22 protein-coding genes are annotated in these 15607 nt (G+C 63.0%); 2 read left to right on the forward strand and 20 right to left on the reverse strand.

The genetic code is table 11. The features are described from left to right. Positions 1–169 precede the first annotated feature (169 nt). Genes M1R55_RS29185 through M1R55_RS29195 form a run of 4 tightly spaced genes read right to left on the reverse strand, consistent with a single transcriptional unit; the run spans position 170 to position 2079 of the window. Positions 170–1102: a GIY-YIG nuclease family protein gene (locus M1R55_RS29185; RefSeq protein WP_249396624.1), complete on the reverse strand. Its 933-nt coding sequence runs from the start codon at positions 1100–1102 to the stop codon at positions 170–172. Next, positions 1095–1418 (reverse strand): HNH endonuclease, encoded by a 324-nt coding sequence (locus tag M1R55_RS32545; protein WP_371827345.1) that lies wholly within the window; start codon positions 1416–1418, stop codon positions 1095–1097. Before M1R55_RS32545 ends, M1R55_RS29185 begins: the two co-directional genes overlap by 8 nt. Continuing rightward, positions 1415–1645 (reverse strand): hypothetical protein, encoded by a 231-nt coding sequence (locus M1R55_RS29190; RefSeq protein WP_249396625.1) that lies wholly within the window; start codon positions 1643–1645, stop codon positions 1415–1417. The genes M1R55_RS32545 and M1R55_RS29190 overlap by 4 nt, the downstream gene beginning before the upstream one ends. Next, on the reverse strand, positions 1642–2079 hold the full coding sequence (locus tag M1R55_RS29195; RefSeq protein WP_249396626.1) for a hypothetical protein: 438 nt from the start codon (positions 2077–2079) through the stop codon (positions 1642–1644). Before M1R55_RS29195 ends, M1R55_RS29190 begins: the two co-directional genes overlap by 4 nt. Before the next feature lie 136 nt (positions 2080–2215). On the opposite strand from M1R55_RS29195, the gene M1R55_RS29200 reads away from it, so the two are divergent. Together M1R55_RS29200 and M1R55_RS29205 are read left to right on the forward strand one after the other, a co-directional pair. Continuing rightward, entirely contained in the window at positions 2216–2428 is a 213-nt protein-coding gene (locus tag M1R55_RS29200; RefSeq protein WP_249396627.1) for a helix-turn-helix transcriptional regulator, read from the forward strand. 89 nt (positions 2429–2517) lie between these two features. Continuing rightward, positions 2518–3003 (forward strand): hypothetical protein, encoded by a 486-nt coding sequence (locus tag M1R55_RS29205; protein ID WP_249396628.1) that lies wholly within the window; start codon positions 2518–2520, stop codon positions 3001–3003. Positions 3004–3113: 110 nt separating this feature from the next. On the opposite strand, the gene M1R55_RS29210 is transcribed toward M1R55_RS29205, so the two are convergent. From M1R55_RS29210 to M1R55_RS29285, 16 genes are all read right to left on the reverse strand, one after another. Next, positions 3114–3530 (reverse strand): hypothetical protein, encoded by a 417-nt coding sequence (locus M1R55_RS29210; protein WP_249396629.1) that lies wholly within the window; start codon positions 3528–3530, stop codon positions 3114–3116. Positions 3531–3565: 35 nt separating this feature from the next. Then, positions 3566–4339 (reverse strand): hypothetical protein, encoded by a 774-nt coding sequence (locus M1R55_RS29215; protein ID WP_249396630.1) that lies wholly within the window; start codon positions 4337–4339, stop codon positions 3566–3568. Then, complete coding sequence (locus M1R55_RS29220; protein ID WP_249396631.1) at positions 4299–4568, reverse strand: hypothetical protein; 270 nt, start codon at positions 4566–4568, stop codon at positions 4299–4301. The genes M1R55_RS29215 and M1R55_RS29220 overlap by 41 nt, the downstream gene beginning before the upstream one ends. A gap of 5 nt (positions 4569–4573) precedes the next feature. Next, positions 4574–5056 carry a hypothetical protein gene (locus tag M1R55_RS29225; protein WP_249396632.1) on the reverse strand — a complete coding sequence of 161 codons (483 nt, stop codon included), beginning with the start codon at positions 5054–5056 and terminating at the stop codon, positions 4574–4576. Between the two features lie 16 nt (positions 5057–5072). Beyond that, positions 5073–5450, reverse strand: coding sequence for a hypothetical protein (locus M1R55_RS29230; RefSeq protein WP_249396633.1), 378 nt, complete (start codon positions 5448–5450; stop codon positions 5073–5075). Then, the gene (locus M1R55_RS29235) at positions 5447–5833 is read right to left on the reverse strand and encodes a hypothetical protein (RefSeq protein ID WP_249396634.1); all 387 of its coding nucleotides are present in this window, start codon (positions 5831–5833) and stop codon (positions 5447–5449) included. The genes M1R55_RS29230 and M1R55_RS29235 overlap by 4 nt, the downstream gene beginning before the upstream one ends. An 18-nt stretch (positions 5834–5851) precedes the next feature. After that, a complete protein-coding gene (locus M1R55_RS29240) occupies positions 5852–6385 on the reverse strand; it encodes a hypothetical protein (protein WP_249396635.1) in 534 nt (177 codons plus the stop codon). Further along, entirely contained in the window at positions 6382–7101 is a 720-nt protein-coding gene (locus M1R55_RS29245; protein ID WP_249396636.1) for a hypothetical protein, read from the reverse strand. The genes M1R55_RS29240 and M1R55_RS29245 overlap by 4 nt, the downstream gene beginning before the upstream one ends. Then, positions 7098–7517, reverse strand: coding sequence for a hypothetical protein (locus tag M1R55_RS29250; RefSeq protein WP_249396637.1), 420 nt, complete (start codon positions 7515–7517; stop codon positions 7098–7100). Before M1R55_RS29250 ends, M1R55_RS29245 begins: the two co-directional genes overlap by 4 nt. A 3-nt stretch (positions 7518–7520) precedes the next feature. Next, on the reverse strand, positions 7521–8012 hold the full coding sequence (locus M1R55_RS29255) for a hypothetical protein (RefSeq protein ID WP_249396638.1): 492 nt from the start codon (positions 8010–8012) through the stop codon (positions 7521–7523). A gap of 66 nt (positions 8013–8078) precedes the next feature. Further along, positions 8079–9164: a phage major capsid protein gene (locus M1R55_RS29260; RefSeq protein WP_249396639.1), complete on the reverse strand. Its 1086-nt coding sequence runs from the start codon at positions 9162–9164 to the stop codon at positions 8079–8081. Positions 9165–9245: 81 nt separating this feature from the next. Then, a complete protein-coding gene (locus tag M1R55_RS29265) occupies positions 9246–9605 on the reverse strand; it encodes a hypothetical protein (RefSeq protein ID WP_249396640.1) in 360 nt (119 codons plus the stop codon). 55 nt (positions 9606–9660) lie between these two features. Further along, entirely contained in the window at positions 9661–11283 is a 1623-nt protein-coding gene (locus tag M1R55_RS29270; protein WP_249396641.1) for a S49 family peptidase, read from the reverse strand. A 36-nt stretch (positions 11284–11319) separates the two neighbouring features. After that, on the reverse strand, positions 11320–12738 hold the full coding sequence (locus M1R55_RS29275; RefSeq protein WP_249396642.1) for a hypothetical protein: 1419 nt from the start codon (positions 12736–12738) through the stop codon (positions 11320–11322). A 174-nt stretch (positions 12739–12912) separates the two neighbouring features. Beyond that, a complete protein-coding gene (locus M1R55_RS29280; protein ID WP_249396643.1) occupies positions 12913–14685 on the reverse strand; it encodes a hypothetical protein in 1773 nt (590 codons plus the stop codon). Beyond that, entirely contained in the window at positions 14682–15581 is a 900-nt protein-coding gene (locus M1R55_RS29285; protein ID WP_249396644.1) for a terminase small subunit, read from the reverse strand. The genes M1R55_RS29280 and M1R55_RS29285 overlap by 4 nt, the downstream gene beginning before the upstream one ends. Positions 15582–15607 lie beyond the last annotated feature (26 nt).

The raw sequence follows: 15607 nt of genomic DNA on the forward strand, positions 1-15607 counted from the left end.
CTGGGTCTGGGCCTGCTTGGCAAAGTCTTGCAGGGCCTGCCGGGCACGCCCGGTGTTGGCGGTGACGTCTAAATGGGCCGACGCGACTTGAGTAGACAGAGAAGATCACCTCCACGCGATCAAAAAACCGCCCCAAAAGGCGGTTTTGTAGCTACATCAGGATTCAGAGCTAATGGATGTCTTGAACTGCGTAGCCTGCAAACAGAACAGGCGTTTTATATTCTCCAGTCACAAATGCATGGAAGGTGCGAGGGGGCACGCCAAGGCTTTTGGCCGTTTTTAAAATATTTACAAACTCCTGCCTTGTGCCATCGGGGTGTATCAAAACTCGCCGCTGTGTTGGGAATCTGCGGTTGTTTGGATCTCTTTTGGCGACTACCCTCGCTTCTTCTAGAGCAACATTTGATTCCCAAGCCTCTCGCGACATGGTGGCGAGGCGACATGAATATCCTTTGTAGGTTCGTTTTGAACCTTTGCCCACTTGAAACATCGTGCTGGTGTGAAGCTCACGCTCACGGCAGAACTGGCCCAAATGCTGCACTTCTTCTTCCCGCCCATCAGGAAACGTGACGATGTAAGCCTGCGCCTTAGCAACGTTTTGCTTAAGCAGTAACGCCTTGGTTTCCTCAGTGTGCTGGTACCCCGTGACGCGTCCGGCTTGCGGGAGGGCGTTGTACCCACCGCGCTTGTTGTACGCCCCCAAAAACTCAATCCAAGCCTGCTCAATTGTTATCAGCAAGTCTTCCCGATCCACTAACTCCAGCACTTTGAAGGCAAAGGCTTTTTCTCCATCTCGCGTCCATGCGCGTTGTAACCGGGGCGAGTGATGCCTTCCCGAGCGCAGAAGATGTCGGTGTTGACTCCATCTCTGCCGCAAGCAGCCTGCGCTCCCAACATAAACCTGTCCCGATGAGCAGTGTTGGATGACATAGATTCCTGCGACCCGTTTAGACAGTGCCCAGTCCTTCTGCTTTGCAATAAAGCACGGCTTGCAGCGAGCTGCCCAAGCGCCCCTATCGCGGTAAAAGAATTTGGAAGTCTCGGGCAAAATACGCTGACATTTCGTGCATTGACGCTCCCCAACCACAGCCGACTTACCCATCTCTTTTGCACCCCACTTCAAACCGCGCTGGGCGGTACTCCCAAGGCATCTTGTCTGACTTCGCCCGGTTGCAGTCGGGGCACGCGCATACGAGGTTGTTCATATAGTTGCTGCCCCCTTTGCTGAGCGGAATGAAATGGTCTACCTGAAACTTGTTCGGGCCGATGAGGTCAAGCTTTTCATCACAGTAATGACATAGCCCTTTCTGTTTGCCGAACCTGATCTGAACATCCCACTTGTCGAAGCTGCCAACCGCGCCGTGTTGCTGGGCGCGGCGGCGATGCTTCGACCTGTACGCATCGCCGCCGCGAATCACTCGTGATCTCGCCTGTGATTGCGCCAGAGGTGCATCCGCAGGGCGCTCAGCACCAAACTGGCCGTGTGGCGATCATTTTCGGTATCGAAAGCAATCAGGAACCGCCCGTCTTGGTCAACCTCTACGGTAGTCGCAATAAGGCTGCTGATGGATTCCAGCTCATTAATGCTGATGCTGACGTTCGCCAGCTTATATTTCCTGTCCAACTGGGGGGTGGACTTCATCATGCCGCCCGCTCCTTGCCGTGCGTGAAGGACAGAAAAGCCAGCACCGTGTCCCGTTCGTCAGCGGTCAAGAGGGCGAGGCTGTAGACAGGCGTGTCCAGTGCAGCGGAGGCGAAGCCGTAATGCTCTTTGCTCGGCACACCAGCGCGGGCCAAACGGCGGTGAAGGCTTTCGGCGGCAGGCTTGCCGATAGCGGCGGGTTCCAGCTTCTCACTGATGACGGTCAGGTCGTGAGCGCCGTGCAGCAGGGCGATGGCTTTGATGGCCTCTACGGGCTCACAGTTGACTGTGCCTTCGATGCCTGCCGCCGTGCGGGTCAGGGTCACGATGTCACGTGCTTTGTCCGTCACCACACCGCATTCGCGGTACAGGGTGACAACTTCCCAAGTGCGGGTGATGGCGGGTGCTTTTGCGTGTGCTTCGGTGTAAACTGTCATTAATCCACCTCTAGTTCGGATTCCAAAGAAGGCGCGTTTCCTAGGCGCTGAGCTTTCTTTGGTTCCTGCATAGTAGCATCCATTGCTACCGGAAGCAATAGCTGCTACCATCTAGAGGGGTGATATTGTGACTGGAATGAATGAGCAGGTCAGAAAGGCGGTGCAGGAAGCGATGACTGAGCGTGAGCTTTCGCAGGGTGAGTTGGCTCGACGTACCGGGTTAGTGCGCCCCGCTGTCTCCAAGTTGTTGAATGGCACGGTTGGGCGCGTCCCTGAGAACTGGCAACGTATTCTGGATGAGTTAGACCTTGAACTGGTGGCCCAGCCTCGGCAAAAGCTCCCTAAATAACGTGCTTTAGCGGTTTACGTACTTTCATCTTGAAGAGGGTTGGGCAAGTGAAGCCCCTCGCTCAAAAGATGTGGGGTACGGTTGGGGATATGAATAAAAAGGAACAGGCTGCTGCTAAGGCGGAACGGAATCGGAAGAATGCTGCTGCCGTAGCCGCGTTATCGCCTCAGAAGCGCATGGCCCTCAATGCCGTCACGGGCCTACTATTGCTTGGCGGGATTGCCTTTCTGATGTTCATGTTTCGAGGATGCGGAAGTACCACTACGGCCACTTCGAATTCCACAGTTGGAATGACCCCCGCTCAATTGCTAGCTACTGGCGATGGCCGAGAACGGAACGACCCCCAGATGGCGACGGCCTTTGCGCGGTTAGATGCAGCCTGCCCGGAAAACGGAGAAAAGGTGGCTGACATTGCGACCAACATCAAAAATTTGATCAAGAGCGAAACTGGACAAGATCTCCCAATGATCTTCGTTATGAACCAGCTCTCTGACACCCAGGAAGCTATACAGAGCAAGATGACTTGCGTGGATACTGGAATCGCCCTGGTCACTATTATGAGTGAATCACGTTAAGCAAAGGGGAAAGCGCGGCTGCGGGCAATAGCAGATTTTCCCCCTCAAAGGCCGGGTGGACGCACACCCAGCCCCGTCAGGTGCCGTGGAATGCTGGATTCACCCCCAAATTAAGCTGGAGCACCAGCGTCCAAGGCCAGGTACTGCTCGGCCACCGTGAAGATGCGCTCCAGGGAGTCATCGGCGGCCACGAGCTGCACCACCCAACTCGCGTGGGCGAGGTGCTTGTTCTCCAGGGCTTCAGCGAGCGCCGCACAGTGGTGGGGGGCCAGCAGTTGGGGGCCGTCCAAGTCAGGTGTGCGGGCGTAGGCAGGCAGGAACTCCGAACCCTTGAACAGCTTCCAGTCCGGCGTGTTGCCCCCGCCCTTGCTTTTGCCGCCGTTGACGTTGCCGAGCATGGCCGTGAGCTGGGCCACCGGCCACGCCCGCTTGTAATGGATGCCGGGAATTCGTCCGAACAGCACCGCCAGCACCAGACTGGCTTCGTCGCAGGCCGCCCGCCAAGTGTAAGCCGGGTAATGCTCCACGATGTCGCATAGGATTTCTCCCCAATCAATCGGGGCTAGGTCGACGCGGCGGCGTCCGCCCCGGCGTTTGGGGTCTCACCCTCTTCGGGCTCGTCGTCCGGCGTCGAGCCGTCGCGCAGGTAGGCCGTGACCTGACCGAGGCCCTCGTTCATCAGGTGCGACAGCAGCCACGCGCCGTCAATGGCCGCGCCGTCGTCGGCAATCCGGGCGTTCAGGTTGTCCGCGAGCAGGTCGGCTGTAGCCCGGATGATGATTTTGGAACGGCCCTGCAACTCGAAGGCTTTCCCACGCACCCGTTCGAACATGGCTGCCGAGTCTTCGCCGTCGAGCACTTCAACCTCGCTCAGGCTCTGCGCGTCGTCAGCCACCGTCAGGGCGTCCAGCTCGTCAGCCTTCTCAGCGGCGGCCAGCACCTCGGCGTAGCTCAGGGCGCGGGCTGTGAAAGTGCGGCCTTCGAGCTCGATCGGCTCGAACACCGGCAGGTCGAGCGTTTCGCCGGGAGCCAGCCCCTCGCCTGTCCGCAGGTAGGAAATCAGGCGTGTGCCGCTGACTTTCCCTACATGCTGAGTGACCCAGTCCCGGTCAAGGTAGCCTTCGCCCTGTTTGCGGGAATTCAGCAGGTGGCGCACCAGGTCAATTTCGGCGTGCAGGCGGTCAACCGTCTTGGTGGAGATGCCGCTGAGGTTCACCTCTTGCAACAGCATTTCCTCTTCGCCGTTCAGGCGCTTGCTCCAGAAACCCACATTACCAATCGACACGGGGCGGTTTTCATGGAAGCGGGTGGTCAGAATCAATTTGTTTTTCTTCATTTGGGGTCTCCACGGGCAGGTCGATATGGGGATACATCCCGACGCCTTCAGGCAGGTCGAGGGGCAAGGTGACGCTCAGGCGGTGGCCTTCAGCGTCCGAAACGGTCACGGGACTGGGGAGGAGCTCCAAAAGGAACAGGACGGCGTCTTCAATCACGCCGTCCTGTGCGTCTTCCTCAGAGAGAATCACCAGTCTGGGCGTGTCGTTCCACACGTCACGCCAGATCACGCGGCTTAGGCGGGGATGACGCCGGGGAGGGGGCCTTCCTGCACGCTGAGCTCGTGGGTGGCCGTGATGACGCCCTTGCTGGGTACGGTCAGTTCCCAGGTGCGCACATCGACCACCAGATCGAACACTGGCTTGCCCGCGCCCGCACCGAGGGGCAACACTTCCACGTACACCAGGCCGCCCGTTTCGGTTTCGGCAAACGCGGCGGTCTGCATGATCACCACGGCGGGATCGTCTTCGACCCAAGTGGTCTCGCCCAGGCTCATGGTGCCGTCGCGGCCCCCGTCACGCACGGAGATGGTGCGCCCGCCCGTGCAGAAGTTCTCGATGTCGATGGTGGTGTTCTCAATGCCGATGGTCACTTCGGACGCAAGGCACAGGAGCTTGAAAGCGGCGGTGGCGGGCTTGGTGGCCAGTTCTCCGGTGAAGGCGGTGACGGGGGCCACGCGAATAATGGCGTTCTTACCGAAACGAAACTTTGGAGCCATGAGTCCCTCCTGGGGATTAGTCGGCGGTGACAGCGAGCGTCACCTGTTCGGGGTAATCGCGGCTCTCTTCGAGCAGCGCCGGATCGTCAGCCAGCGGCCAGAAGGCCTCAGCAATGGCGTTGACCGCCGCTTCGAGGTCTTCTTGTCCGCTCTGGTTCACGAGGCGAATGGGAAACGAGGTCTGGAAGCCGAGGAAGGCAAACGCGGGGACAACCCGTTGCCGGGGGTTGGCGGAGATGATCACTTCAAGGCCCGTGACGGTGGTGCCCTCTGGCCAGTCGCCCACGGTGAGGCCGTCAGCAGTTTGACCACCGGGGAAGGTGGCCACACCCAGCACGACCCCAGCTTCGACGAACGCCACCCGCACCCGTTCGGCGATCAGGGCAGAATTCACCGGAGCGCCCGCAGGTGGCGGTCAAAGCTGGCCACCAGGTTGACTTTCTGGAGGGCGTAGCGCGGCACGTTGCGGGCCGGGAGGGAGTAGGCCCGCTTGCGGAAGACCGCACCCAGGTAGGTGGCGGCGGCGTGCTCTGCCGTCCACACCACGCGGGCGCTCAGGCCCGCGTAGACCGCCGGTTGCTGACTGTTGCGCAGGGTGCCCAGATCGACCACATTGCGGGGGCTGCTGGCCGTGGAACCATTCTCCCGCCGGGTAGAGCCGCTCCAACCCCAGATCACCTCATCGTGAGCGGCGCGGGCGGCCACCTCCACGTCCCGCACGGTGCGGCGGAAGGCGAGACCCACTTTGCGGTCGAAGGCCCCTAAATCCACAGTCACTCGGACGCTCCCCACGGCCTATTCCAGCGCGGCGCGGATGGCCTCCAGCCGCTTGACGCCCACGCCGGGGGCTTCGCGCAGTTCCGCGTCGGTGGCGTCGCGCACAGCCTGGAGGGTGCGCAGGCCAATCGAACGCAGGCCTTCGACTTCCGGGAAGTCATCTGCCAAAAGAGCGTCCTGAACAGCGGCAGCCTTAGCCACTTCAGCCAGTTCCGGAACGGCCTCCCCTGTGGGCGTGAGGTGCACAAGCTGCTCGATCTCGCGGGCGGCCTGCTCAATGCCGGACTTGAAGAGGGCCTGCTCATGGTCGTAGCTGCCGTAGCGCCGGGTCACCGCGCGGTTGTACTTCCGCAGCGGCTCCAGTGCGGCCTGGATGGCGGCGCGGACGCGGTAGCCTTCCAGGGCTTCGGGTGGCACGAGATCAGGGTTGATGGTCAGGGTGGCGAGGTTCGCGCCGCCGGTATAGTCCACCGCAATCTGGGCCGCAGCCTCTTGCGCTGCGTCCTCGGTCACCATGACCCGTTTGAGCGCTTCAGGAATAGGGGTCTTCATCGTGTCCTCCACAGACTTAAAAAGCGTCCGCCGAACTGCGCTTCTCGCCAGAGATCGGCGTCGGGAAAGGCGAGCTGTACGGTCAGGGTGCCGGGCTGGCCATCCAACGTGAGGGGGCTGGAACTGCCCCACACCACGCCTGGAGGCCTGGCCGTTGGTGCGGTCAGGCTGCCCCAGCGCCCAATCAGGGCAACTTCGGCCGCGTCTGCCCCCACCGTTTCGCGGATGCGGGGGTCGGTAGTCGCGGTGAGGCGCACAGCCACGTTGATGGGCACGCCGGGGCCAGGGCGCTGGTTGCCGCGTGCATCAGCGACCAGCGGGCCAGCGGTCTGAAAAGAGAGCTGATCGACACGGGTGCGCTCGATCAGCGGCGCACCGCGCACGACCGTCACCCAGTCCAGCCCGCCCGGATTGAGCGGCTCAGCCACGGGCACGAACACCCGTCCACCTGCCGCCGCGACCGTGAAGCCGGGCGTTTGAGCGAGCGGCGTATGCGCCAACACAAGGGTGGTCGAACGCGAAGTGAACCCTGGCTCGTCGGGATCAGGGGCGACGGTGGTGCCGTCCTCTTCCTGTCCGATCAGGGCACGCACCTGCACACTCTGGCCCGTGAAGCGCGTGACCGTCACAGTCTGGGCAAAGGGACTGCTAAGCGCCTCGTCCACGTAAGGCCGGGCAGCCAGCACCGATTCGTAGGCCGAGTCCAGCAGGGTCACCGAGCGGCCCCAGGGAAGGCGAAGGCAAACCCGCCCACTGGAACCGCGAGCAGCAGCAGGGCGGCGGCAAAAGCATCGAGGTCACCCGCCGCCAGCACCGAGGAACCGTGACTGTCCGAAGCAGGCGTGAGGCTCAGCTCCAGTCCGGGCAGCTTAATGGCTTTCAGCCCGCCGCCGGTGCTGCCGCTTAGCAACGTCAGCGTGCCCCCTAGGCCCGCCCGGTAGGCCAGCGCTTTGGCCGCCACTGCTGTCCGGGCTGCCATCAGGGCATCCCCCGTCAAGGTGTCCGCCACCACCTGCCGACGCGCCAGCTCACCCCGCGCCCAAATCAGGGCCAGCGTGACATGTGCGTCCTCTGGCTCCGGCGCCCCTGGGATCAGCTCAGTGACCTGATCTGGCGAGACGGCCAGCGCCACGGCTTACTCCGCCTCGACGAGTGTGCCGCTGTCGAGCAAGGACTGCACGAACCCCGTGAGCGGCACGGTGACCGGCTCCACGCCGAGGCTCTTCTTGCTTTCGGGATCGGTGTAAGCGCCGCCATAACTGGCAGTGCGGCCCACAACGCGAACGGTCACGGTGGGCAGACCGTCGGCAAGCGGCGTGGGCAGGTCAGCCGCAGGCGTGGGCGTAGAAGCGCTCTGAATTTCACCGAGCACCGCGTCGCGCTCAGTCTCGGCGCGGGCCAGCCAGCCCTGGAGCTGCTCAGTTGTCACGCCCGGATCGGTGACTTCCACGTCCAGGGCCTGCTGCACCTGCCAAGTCAGGATTTCTTTTTGCACCGCATCACGTTCAGTGGTGAGGCGGGTGGCCCAGCCTTCGAGCTGCGCGGCTTTGGGGTCGGGTTTTTCGGTATCGATCTGCAGGCTAAGGGCGGTCTGAATCGCCTTGGCATTCTCGGCACGGGTGGCCATGGAAACTCCTTCACAGCACGCGCCGTCCCCCAGACATCAGGGACGACGCAAGGGAGGCGGTGGGCCTTAGCTCGAGCGGTGTGCGGTGACGCCAACGCCCAGTTCAGGCTTGCCGAAGCCGATCATTTCGCTGAAGGTGATGAACTCGATCTGGCGCTCAATGATCTTGTCGTTCTCCACCAGGTCCATGCTGGGATCGAAGGCCATTTCCAGGCCCATTTCAGGGTCCAGGGCCAACAGTTTGGCCGCACCGTCCAGCAGGCTGCCTTTCGGCGCACGCTTGGGCATCATGCCGAACGCGGCGGGCCAGCGGCCGGTCTCGCGGAAGTCGCTCGCCGTGGTGCTGTCCGTGCCCGTGAATATGGGCAGGGTCAGCAGCTTGCCCAATTCGGTGCGGTCGCCTGCCAGGATGGTGGGGTCTGCACCGTAATCACCGGCCAACAGAGACAGCTCCACAATGTCCGCCACCGTGTAGCCGGGGCCTGCCACATCAAGGTTGGGAGCCGCACCGTTGTTGCCGTCGCCGTTGAGAACCACGGCCAGGGCGGCGTTCACCTTGTTCCTAAGGGCGCGCCGCACCACCGCACCAATCCAACGGTCCATCACGCTCACGCTGGAGCGGCGGATGACCTCATAGCTCACTTTCAGCTTGCCACCGTACTTCAGCAGGCGGATCGATTGCTCGCCCATCTGCACAGTGATGGTCGGGAATTCAGCAGCTTCTGCCACGCGGCTCAGGTTGGCCCCGGCGTCGTGCTCTTCGGTGATCACGCCGTAGGTGTACGCACCGCTGCGGACAGGGGTGATGGTCGTTACCAGGTCTTCCACGGTCAGTTCATTGCGCATGGGGCGCGACAGGTCGCGGTAGCGGGTGGCGATGTACTCGGGGAACAGCACACGCTTGCTGGGGTCCTGCATAAAAACGTCTTCCACTGGACGGGCTGCGTCGCGGCCTTTGGGGTCCACGCCGAGGCTGCCCAGCACCTGCTTAAAGGCCGGGGTGGAGTCGTCGGGGTTGTAGAACTCCTCGCTGATCTTGCCCTCATCGGCCTGGATCTGCATGTAATCGGCGAGGTTGACGCCTGCAGCTTTGGCGTCCTGATAGAGACCTTTGTCGGCAAGGTCAGTGCGCTTGGCAATTTTGTAGCTCATGGAAGTCCTCCTGGGGACATGGGGCAAAGAGAAGCGCCCCGGCCTGCGGTGGGCAGACAGTGGGCGCGGCGAGAACCGGACTTAGAGACGGATGAACAGGGCTTTGGTGACCGCGTCGTACTTGTACACGTGCACGCGGGTGCCAGCAGCGCCGACTTTCACGCCACCTGCACCGTCCACCACGAGGTTTTGAGGGCCAAGGGGCACGGCAGCTTGCGCGGTCAGGGTCTGGGCGCCGCTGCCGATGGTGTTGACCAGGCCCTTGCGGTCGCTCTCGATGTTCTGGACCTTGCCGAACAAGGGATCGCCGTCTGCGCCGCGTCCAACGGTGCCTTCAGCGGTGTAGGCCACAGCGTCACCAACGACGGCTCCGGCAGCGATAACGAGGGTGGGGAACGACGTGGTGTCGTTCAGGTTGATGCCAGCAACAATAGTGCTCATGAATGCCTCCTGGGGCAAGAGAGGACGGAGGGCCGAGGATCAACGAACTGGGCCCTTACCAGCGGACAGGCTTGGGCCGACGCGCCGTGGTCTGGGCCTCGACAGGAGGGGCAGGATTGAGGTCCGGCTCTTTGCTCTGGCGGCCATTGGGGACCAAGGCATCACGCTGATCGCGGTAGCCGTGGGCCACTTCTTTCAACATGTCCGTGTCAAGGGCGCTGTTGGCCTTGCGCACGCGGGCGGCTTTGGTCTCATCACCGGTCACTGCGAGGGCCAGCGCTTCAATCTCGGAGAGCAGCTCGGTGCGGTAAGCGTCACCGTCTTTCGCCTGTGCGGCGAGGCGGCTCAGGCTGTCTGCACCCATGTCTTTGGGCTCCAGGCCCAACGCAGAGGCAGTGCTCTCGCGCTCCTGCTGACGGCCTGCAGCCACCGCGAGGCGGTCCTGCTCGGCGAGAAAGGCCTGAATGGCGGCGGTATCGGCGGCGTCGAACTCGTGTGCCGCGCCGCTGCGGTCTTTGAGGGTGATCTTCATGGGGGAAACCTCCGGGGAAGGGGCGGAAACCTGAATGCGGGCACGGGTGGCGGTGAGGCGCTGCGTGAGCTGGGCGAGGTCGTGACTGAGATCAGCGTCCGCGTAGGGCGCGGCGGACTGCAGCTCCGCTTCAAGCTGGTTGAGGGCGGCATGCTCTTCAGCAGCAGCTTCGGGGGTGAGGGAGACGCGCACACGCTGCTCGGCCAGGCGCAGTTGCGTCGTGGCTTCGAGCATGCGCGGCGACTGGGCGCGGCGGGCGGTTCGGGCAGGCTCACGGGCGGCGGCAGATTGCTGCTCACGGAGCACGTCGCCCAGGGTCGCCACCCGGTCGGCCAAGCCCACATCCACCGCTTCCTGCCCGAACCAGACGTTGCCGTTGGCGAGGGCACCCACAGCCGCCACTGTCATGGAGCGGCCCGCAGCAACTGCCGCCACGAAGTCGGCCTGAATGCGGTCAACCTCGCTCTGCCACTGCTCCAGCGCCGGGCCGTCCATGGCCTCGGTGGGTTGTCCCAGCGCTTTGCCGGGGTTGGAACGCACATAGGTGACTTTCAGACCCATGTTGTCGATGGCCACCGACTCATCCACGTGAGTACCGATCACGCCAATGGAGCCGATTTCGGCCCCTGGTGCGGCTACCAGTTCAGAGGCCTGAGCACCGAGCCAGAGGGCCGCGCTGCACATGACCGTGTTGGCGACAGCAATCACGGGTTTGACGTCTCTGGCCCGCCGAATGGCTTCCTCCGCCACCCGGATTCCGGTCACTGCGCCGCCGCCGCTCATGATGTCGAGCACGATGGAATGAATGCTAGGGTCGTCCGCTGCAGCAGAAACGCGGTCGGCCAACGTGTGGGGGTCGGTGGCCCCGCAGTATTCGGCCATCAGGCTGCCACGGGGCACGATGGTGCCGTAAATGCCGATGACCGCCACACCGGGGGCCGAGGCCTGGGCATCACCCTGCTGGGCGGCGCGATTGTCGCGCTCGGTCTTGAGGGTCTTCAGCGTCTCTTCTGTGACGTCCGAAGACAGGTAACGGTTGAACGTCGCCACCAGTTCACGGTGGTCGCGTTCCCGGATGGCCCAGGGGCTCCCCGCGAGGAGCGTGGTGACGCCCTGAAACCGGGCTGGACTGCGAATCTTGGTCACATCGGACTCCTGTGGAACTTGGGAGAGGCGGCGGGCTCAGGCGGCAGGCAGATCGGGCGCTTCTCTCACCTCCTTCAGCCCGGTCTGGTGGTAGGTGCGCGTGCGGCGGTCATAGGCGAACGCCATACGGGTCAGCGGTTCGCCATGCGCCGTGCGGGTGGCTGGATTGAGGGTGCTGGCCTCGGGAACCGGGCCGTTGGCACCCTCATCCCAGCGCTCGGCCCACGGCGGGGCCTGCGCGTCTTCCGCGTCGCCGAGATCGAAGGTGTCGGCGGCGCGTCGAGCGAAGGCGCGACCAAAGACCTTCTTCCCGATTTCCACCGTTTTCATGCGGGTCTGTTCGGTCTCCGCATCCACAGACGCGAAGCCGGACTGCGCCGCGCCGAAGCGCACGTACACCGTGGCAGGTATGCCCTTGAGGCGCAGGTGCAGGTTCAGACCGAACTCGATCTGGCGGGCAATCACGGCCTGAATGTTGGTGGCCCGCGCCTCCACCATCGGGTAGACCACGCGGGCCAGGGCCTCAGTCGCTCCATCCATCTGCCCGCGCAGGAAGGAGGTGGTGCCCAGCGCACTAAACACCCGGCGGCTGTTCTCCTTGGTGACGTCGGGAATCCCCTGCAGGCTGTGCGTCACGTTGGTCACGCTGAACTTGGTGCCGCTGGGGCCGACGAACAGGCCCGTTTCAGCCCGGTCGATGATCAGACTGAGCGCTGTTTCGAACCACTGCTGTTTGCGTTGCTCGAACAGGGGATCGGACTCACTGGCGACGCCCAGGTCTTTGGGGGTGGGCATGGGAATCTCAGCGGCCACCACCGCGACCTGGCGCATCAGGTCAATCACACGGTCAGTGGCCGCGGTCAGCCGGCGCTTGCGCTCCAGACTCTCTAGGGCGGCCAGGAACATCGGCACACCATAGGGACTGGCTCCTGCAGTGCTGAGTGGCGCGTAACAGTAGGTCAGTGGATCAAGCTGAATGCCTTCGACGCCCACCCCCACCTGTTCATGCCGAATGGCGCCACTGGCCGAATCGCGGACACAGGCGATGTCCTCGGCGGGCACAATCGCCACACTGGCGACGCCATCCCGCCCCGGCGTGGGCACCCACTCCAGGGAGCTGGCCGGAGAGAAGAGCAGTTCGCCGATCTGGTTGTTGATCAACCCATCAACGCCGCCGCCTTCCGGATACAGCCGCCCTAGCAGCAGGTCAAGCTCCTGCCGGGCCAGTTTGACGGCCCGTGCGCCGCCGACAAATTCCAGACTGTGTCCGGGATTAACGATGGCGAGGTAGTCGCCGTGAGTCCCAGCCACGTCCTCGTCACGCTGGGCAAGGCCGCGCAGGATGTCGGTCAGGCGTTTGCGGTCATCGTTGGGGTAGCCCGCGTAGGCCTTGTGCATGTAGCCCAGCCAGCTGTCATGGTCGTCTGGATCGCGGGAGAGGCGTTCGCCGCCCATCTCCCCTTTCTGCCGGTTGCCTGCACGTAAACCCAGGAGGGCTCCGCTGGCGAGGGTGGTGGCTCCCTCCCGGTGTTCTCTGGGGTGGATGGTGACAGGGCCACTGCCGACGTGAATGGGCGCATTCAGGAAGCGCCACGCATTGCCAAGCCAATCTCGTATGCCGATGGTGGATCACCTCCCTTTGAGCAGGTTGTTCATGGTCTGCATCAGGCCCACGAAGTCGCCCGCACTGCCGACCGCTTTGGTGGGTTCAGCCGGCGGCGTGATAGCGAAGGCGTACATCAGGCTCTCGGCATGATCCGGACTGGGCGCGTTGCGGTCGCCGCCGCGCTTGTCGATCAGGAGCCGGTCGGATTGCCCGATGCGGCGGGTGGTGGGCTGCGTCAGTTGTTGACGCAAGGTCTGTTCTTCTTCCGTACCACGCAGGGCAGTCAGGCTGATGCAATCTTCCGGTTCGTGGTGCGCGATGTTATGCAACACCTCATAGCTGGCCTTGAACCGCAAGAAGAGCCGCCACCAGAGTTCGGTGGCGTAATTGGCAAAGCGCTGGTGGGCGGGCGTGTCGGGCGCGTCCTCGTAGAGGGTTTCACTGGCCCGTTCACTGTTGGCGATGCCCTGTACCGCGTAAGGCACTTCGCCCGCGAGGCTGCGGCGCACCAGGGTGGCCGTGATGCTGGCGCCGACGCCCAGGCGGTCGTAATGCAGGTGCTGGAGACCGTCCCGCAGGGCGAGGTCGTGCACGCGGGTATCCACTGGGTGGGCCGCCGTGCCGGTCACGTCCTCATGGCGGGTGACGCGGGGGCCGTCGCGCCCGGTGTACACGCTTCTGTCGGCTCCCCCATCACTGACATCTAGTCCCCCGCTGCGCTGGCCGTTGCCGGGCAGGTCTAGCTCGAAGGCCGCGTCCACATACTGTTTGGGAATCAGGATGCCTTCCACCGAGGCGTCGTAATCGATGTCGATTTCCTGTGCCATCGTGACGGCCTTGAGATCCTTGCGCCGCTTCTGACCCTCGTACCAGGGATAGATGGTGACCAGCCTCTCGCCTGACCCGTCATTGACCCGCAACTGGGCGGTGAAATTCTTGTCGGGGTTGTCCTTCCAGAAGAAGGTGAAGACCTTGATGCGCCCGCCGAAGCGCTTCTGCGCGAACAGGTTGCCTCGACCACGCGGCGTGGAGAGGTAGAACACGGTTTCCACGTTCTGGCTGAGGGCGTTTTCCACCAGCATGGGCCGCTCGATGTTGGCGTGTTCGTCAACCAGGTACTCGGTGGAGCGCCCTCCGCGCCCGATGTCGTCGCCGCCTTCCCCCGTGATTGTCGCGCCATTGGCCGGATTCTGGATCCGCATAAAGGGCATGTGCTCGCTCTCGGCAAAGCCCTTGGGCAGCATGAAAGCAGGCAGGAAGCGAATGATGAAGCGGGCCTTTTCGAAGATGGAGTCGAGCACGCCGCGTTTGTCCACGAAATCGACCTTGCGGCTGCCGATGCCGACCTTCCAGCCGTCCCACCAGAGCCAGCGGCGGACAGCACGGGCCACGTAGACCCAGGTGGCTCCCTCGTCCCGGCTCTTCTCGATCAGGCCGGACTCGCGCCCTTCCACGCGGGCCTCACACCACAGCACGAATTCCACCTGCCGGGGCCGCAGCACCAGCGGCACATTGCCCGGCAGACCAATGGCGAGGTTGCGCGGGTCATACGTCCAGCACCAGTCGTTGATGAAGGCGATGGGATCCCGGATGCAGGCCGCGATGGTGGCCGCCTGCATGGCCGGGTCGTGAGCGATCCGGTTGAGGAGTTCAATTCGGCGCTTGACCTCTTGCAGGATTTCCAGCTGGCGCTGCTGGCGGTGCCAACCCAGCGTGACGTCAATGGCCTGGTCGATGTCGGTGAACACCGGGAAGGCCGACGCTGGGCGGGTGGGCATCCACGTGGCGGCAGTCATGATCCACTCCGGAGCTGGTCATAGGCCAGTAGCAGCTTGGCCATGTCTTCCGGCCCGGCCCCACGCACCTGCTCCAGTGGTGTGCCGTCGGGATTCTGCACGCTGAGCGTTTCTTTGTAGAGGCCGTGCACCTTGGCGGCGCGGTCGACGCCGTCCAGGAAGTCGTGCAGTTCGACCTGATAGCCGTACTTGTCGCGTTTGACGTTCTTGATAAAGCGGGAGAGGCCCAGCGCGTGGGCTTTTTTCAGGTCGATCAGGGGAATGTCTTGCAGGGTTTCGACTTCCACGATGGTGAAGGCATCGGGGTCACGGTCCAGCAGAATCTCCAGGTCCATCAGGCGCAGACGCAGGCGGCTGAGGCGCTGTTCAAGCGGCTTGAGTTCGGCGTCGCTGGCCTTTTCCACCTTCAGGTCTTCGACCGCTGAGCGCACGATGTCAAGTTCCCGTTTAACCTCGCCAGCCACCTCGTGAGCCGGACGCTCGATATGGTCGACGGTGCGTTGCCGGACCACGGTGGTGATCTGGGAACGGTCGAAGTTCGCCAAGGCCGCGATAAAGGCCAGGGTACGGGACGAGCTGATGCCCGCCGCCTCATATCCAGCTTCGAGCGCATCTTTGACCCTTTGTCTTGTTAGGATCGTGGACGCCTGTTCCGGCGCACTTTTGGCGCTGTAGCCCGCCGCAATGGCCGCCTGGGTGTTGTTATGTCCACTGAGGATGCCGAGCACCAGTTTGCGTTCCATCACGGTGCAGGCCCGCAGCGCTTCCTGGAAGCGGGTGTGTTCCGGAGTGAGGGGAATGGCGCGGTCTTCAGACTTCTTACCGATGTTGCCTTTGGCTTTGGAGGATGATCCCCGCGCCGACTTGCTGGCATCTGCTTTTTTCTTTTCGGTCACGGGGCATCACCTCCTCAGTCGGTGCA

The sequence above is a fragment of the Deinococcus sp. QL22 genome (assembly GCF_023370075.1).
GTDB lineage: Bacteria > Deinococcota > Deinococci > Deinococcales > Deinococcaceae > Deinococcus.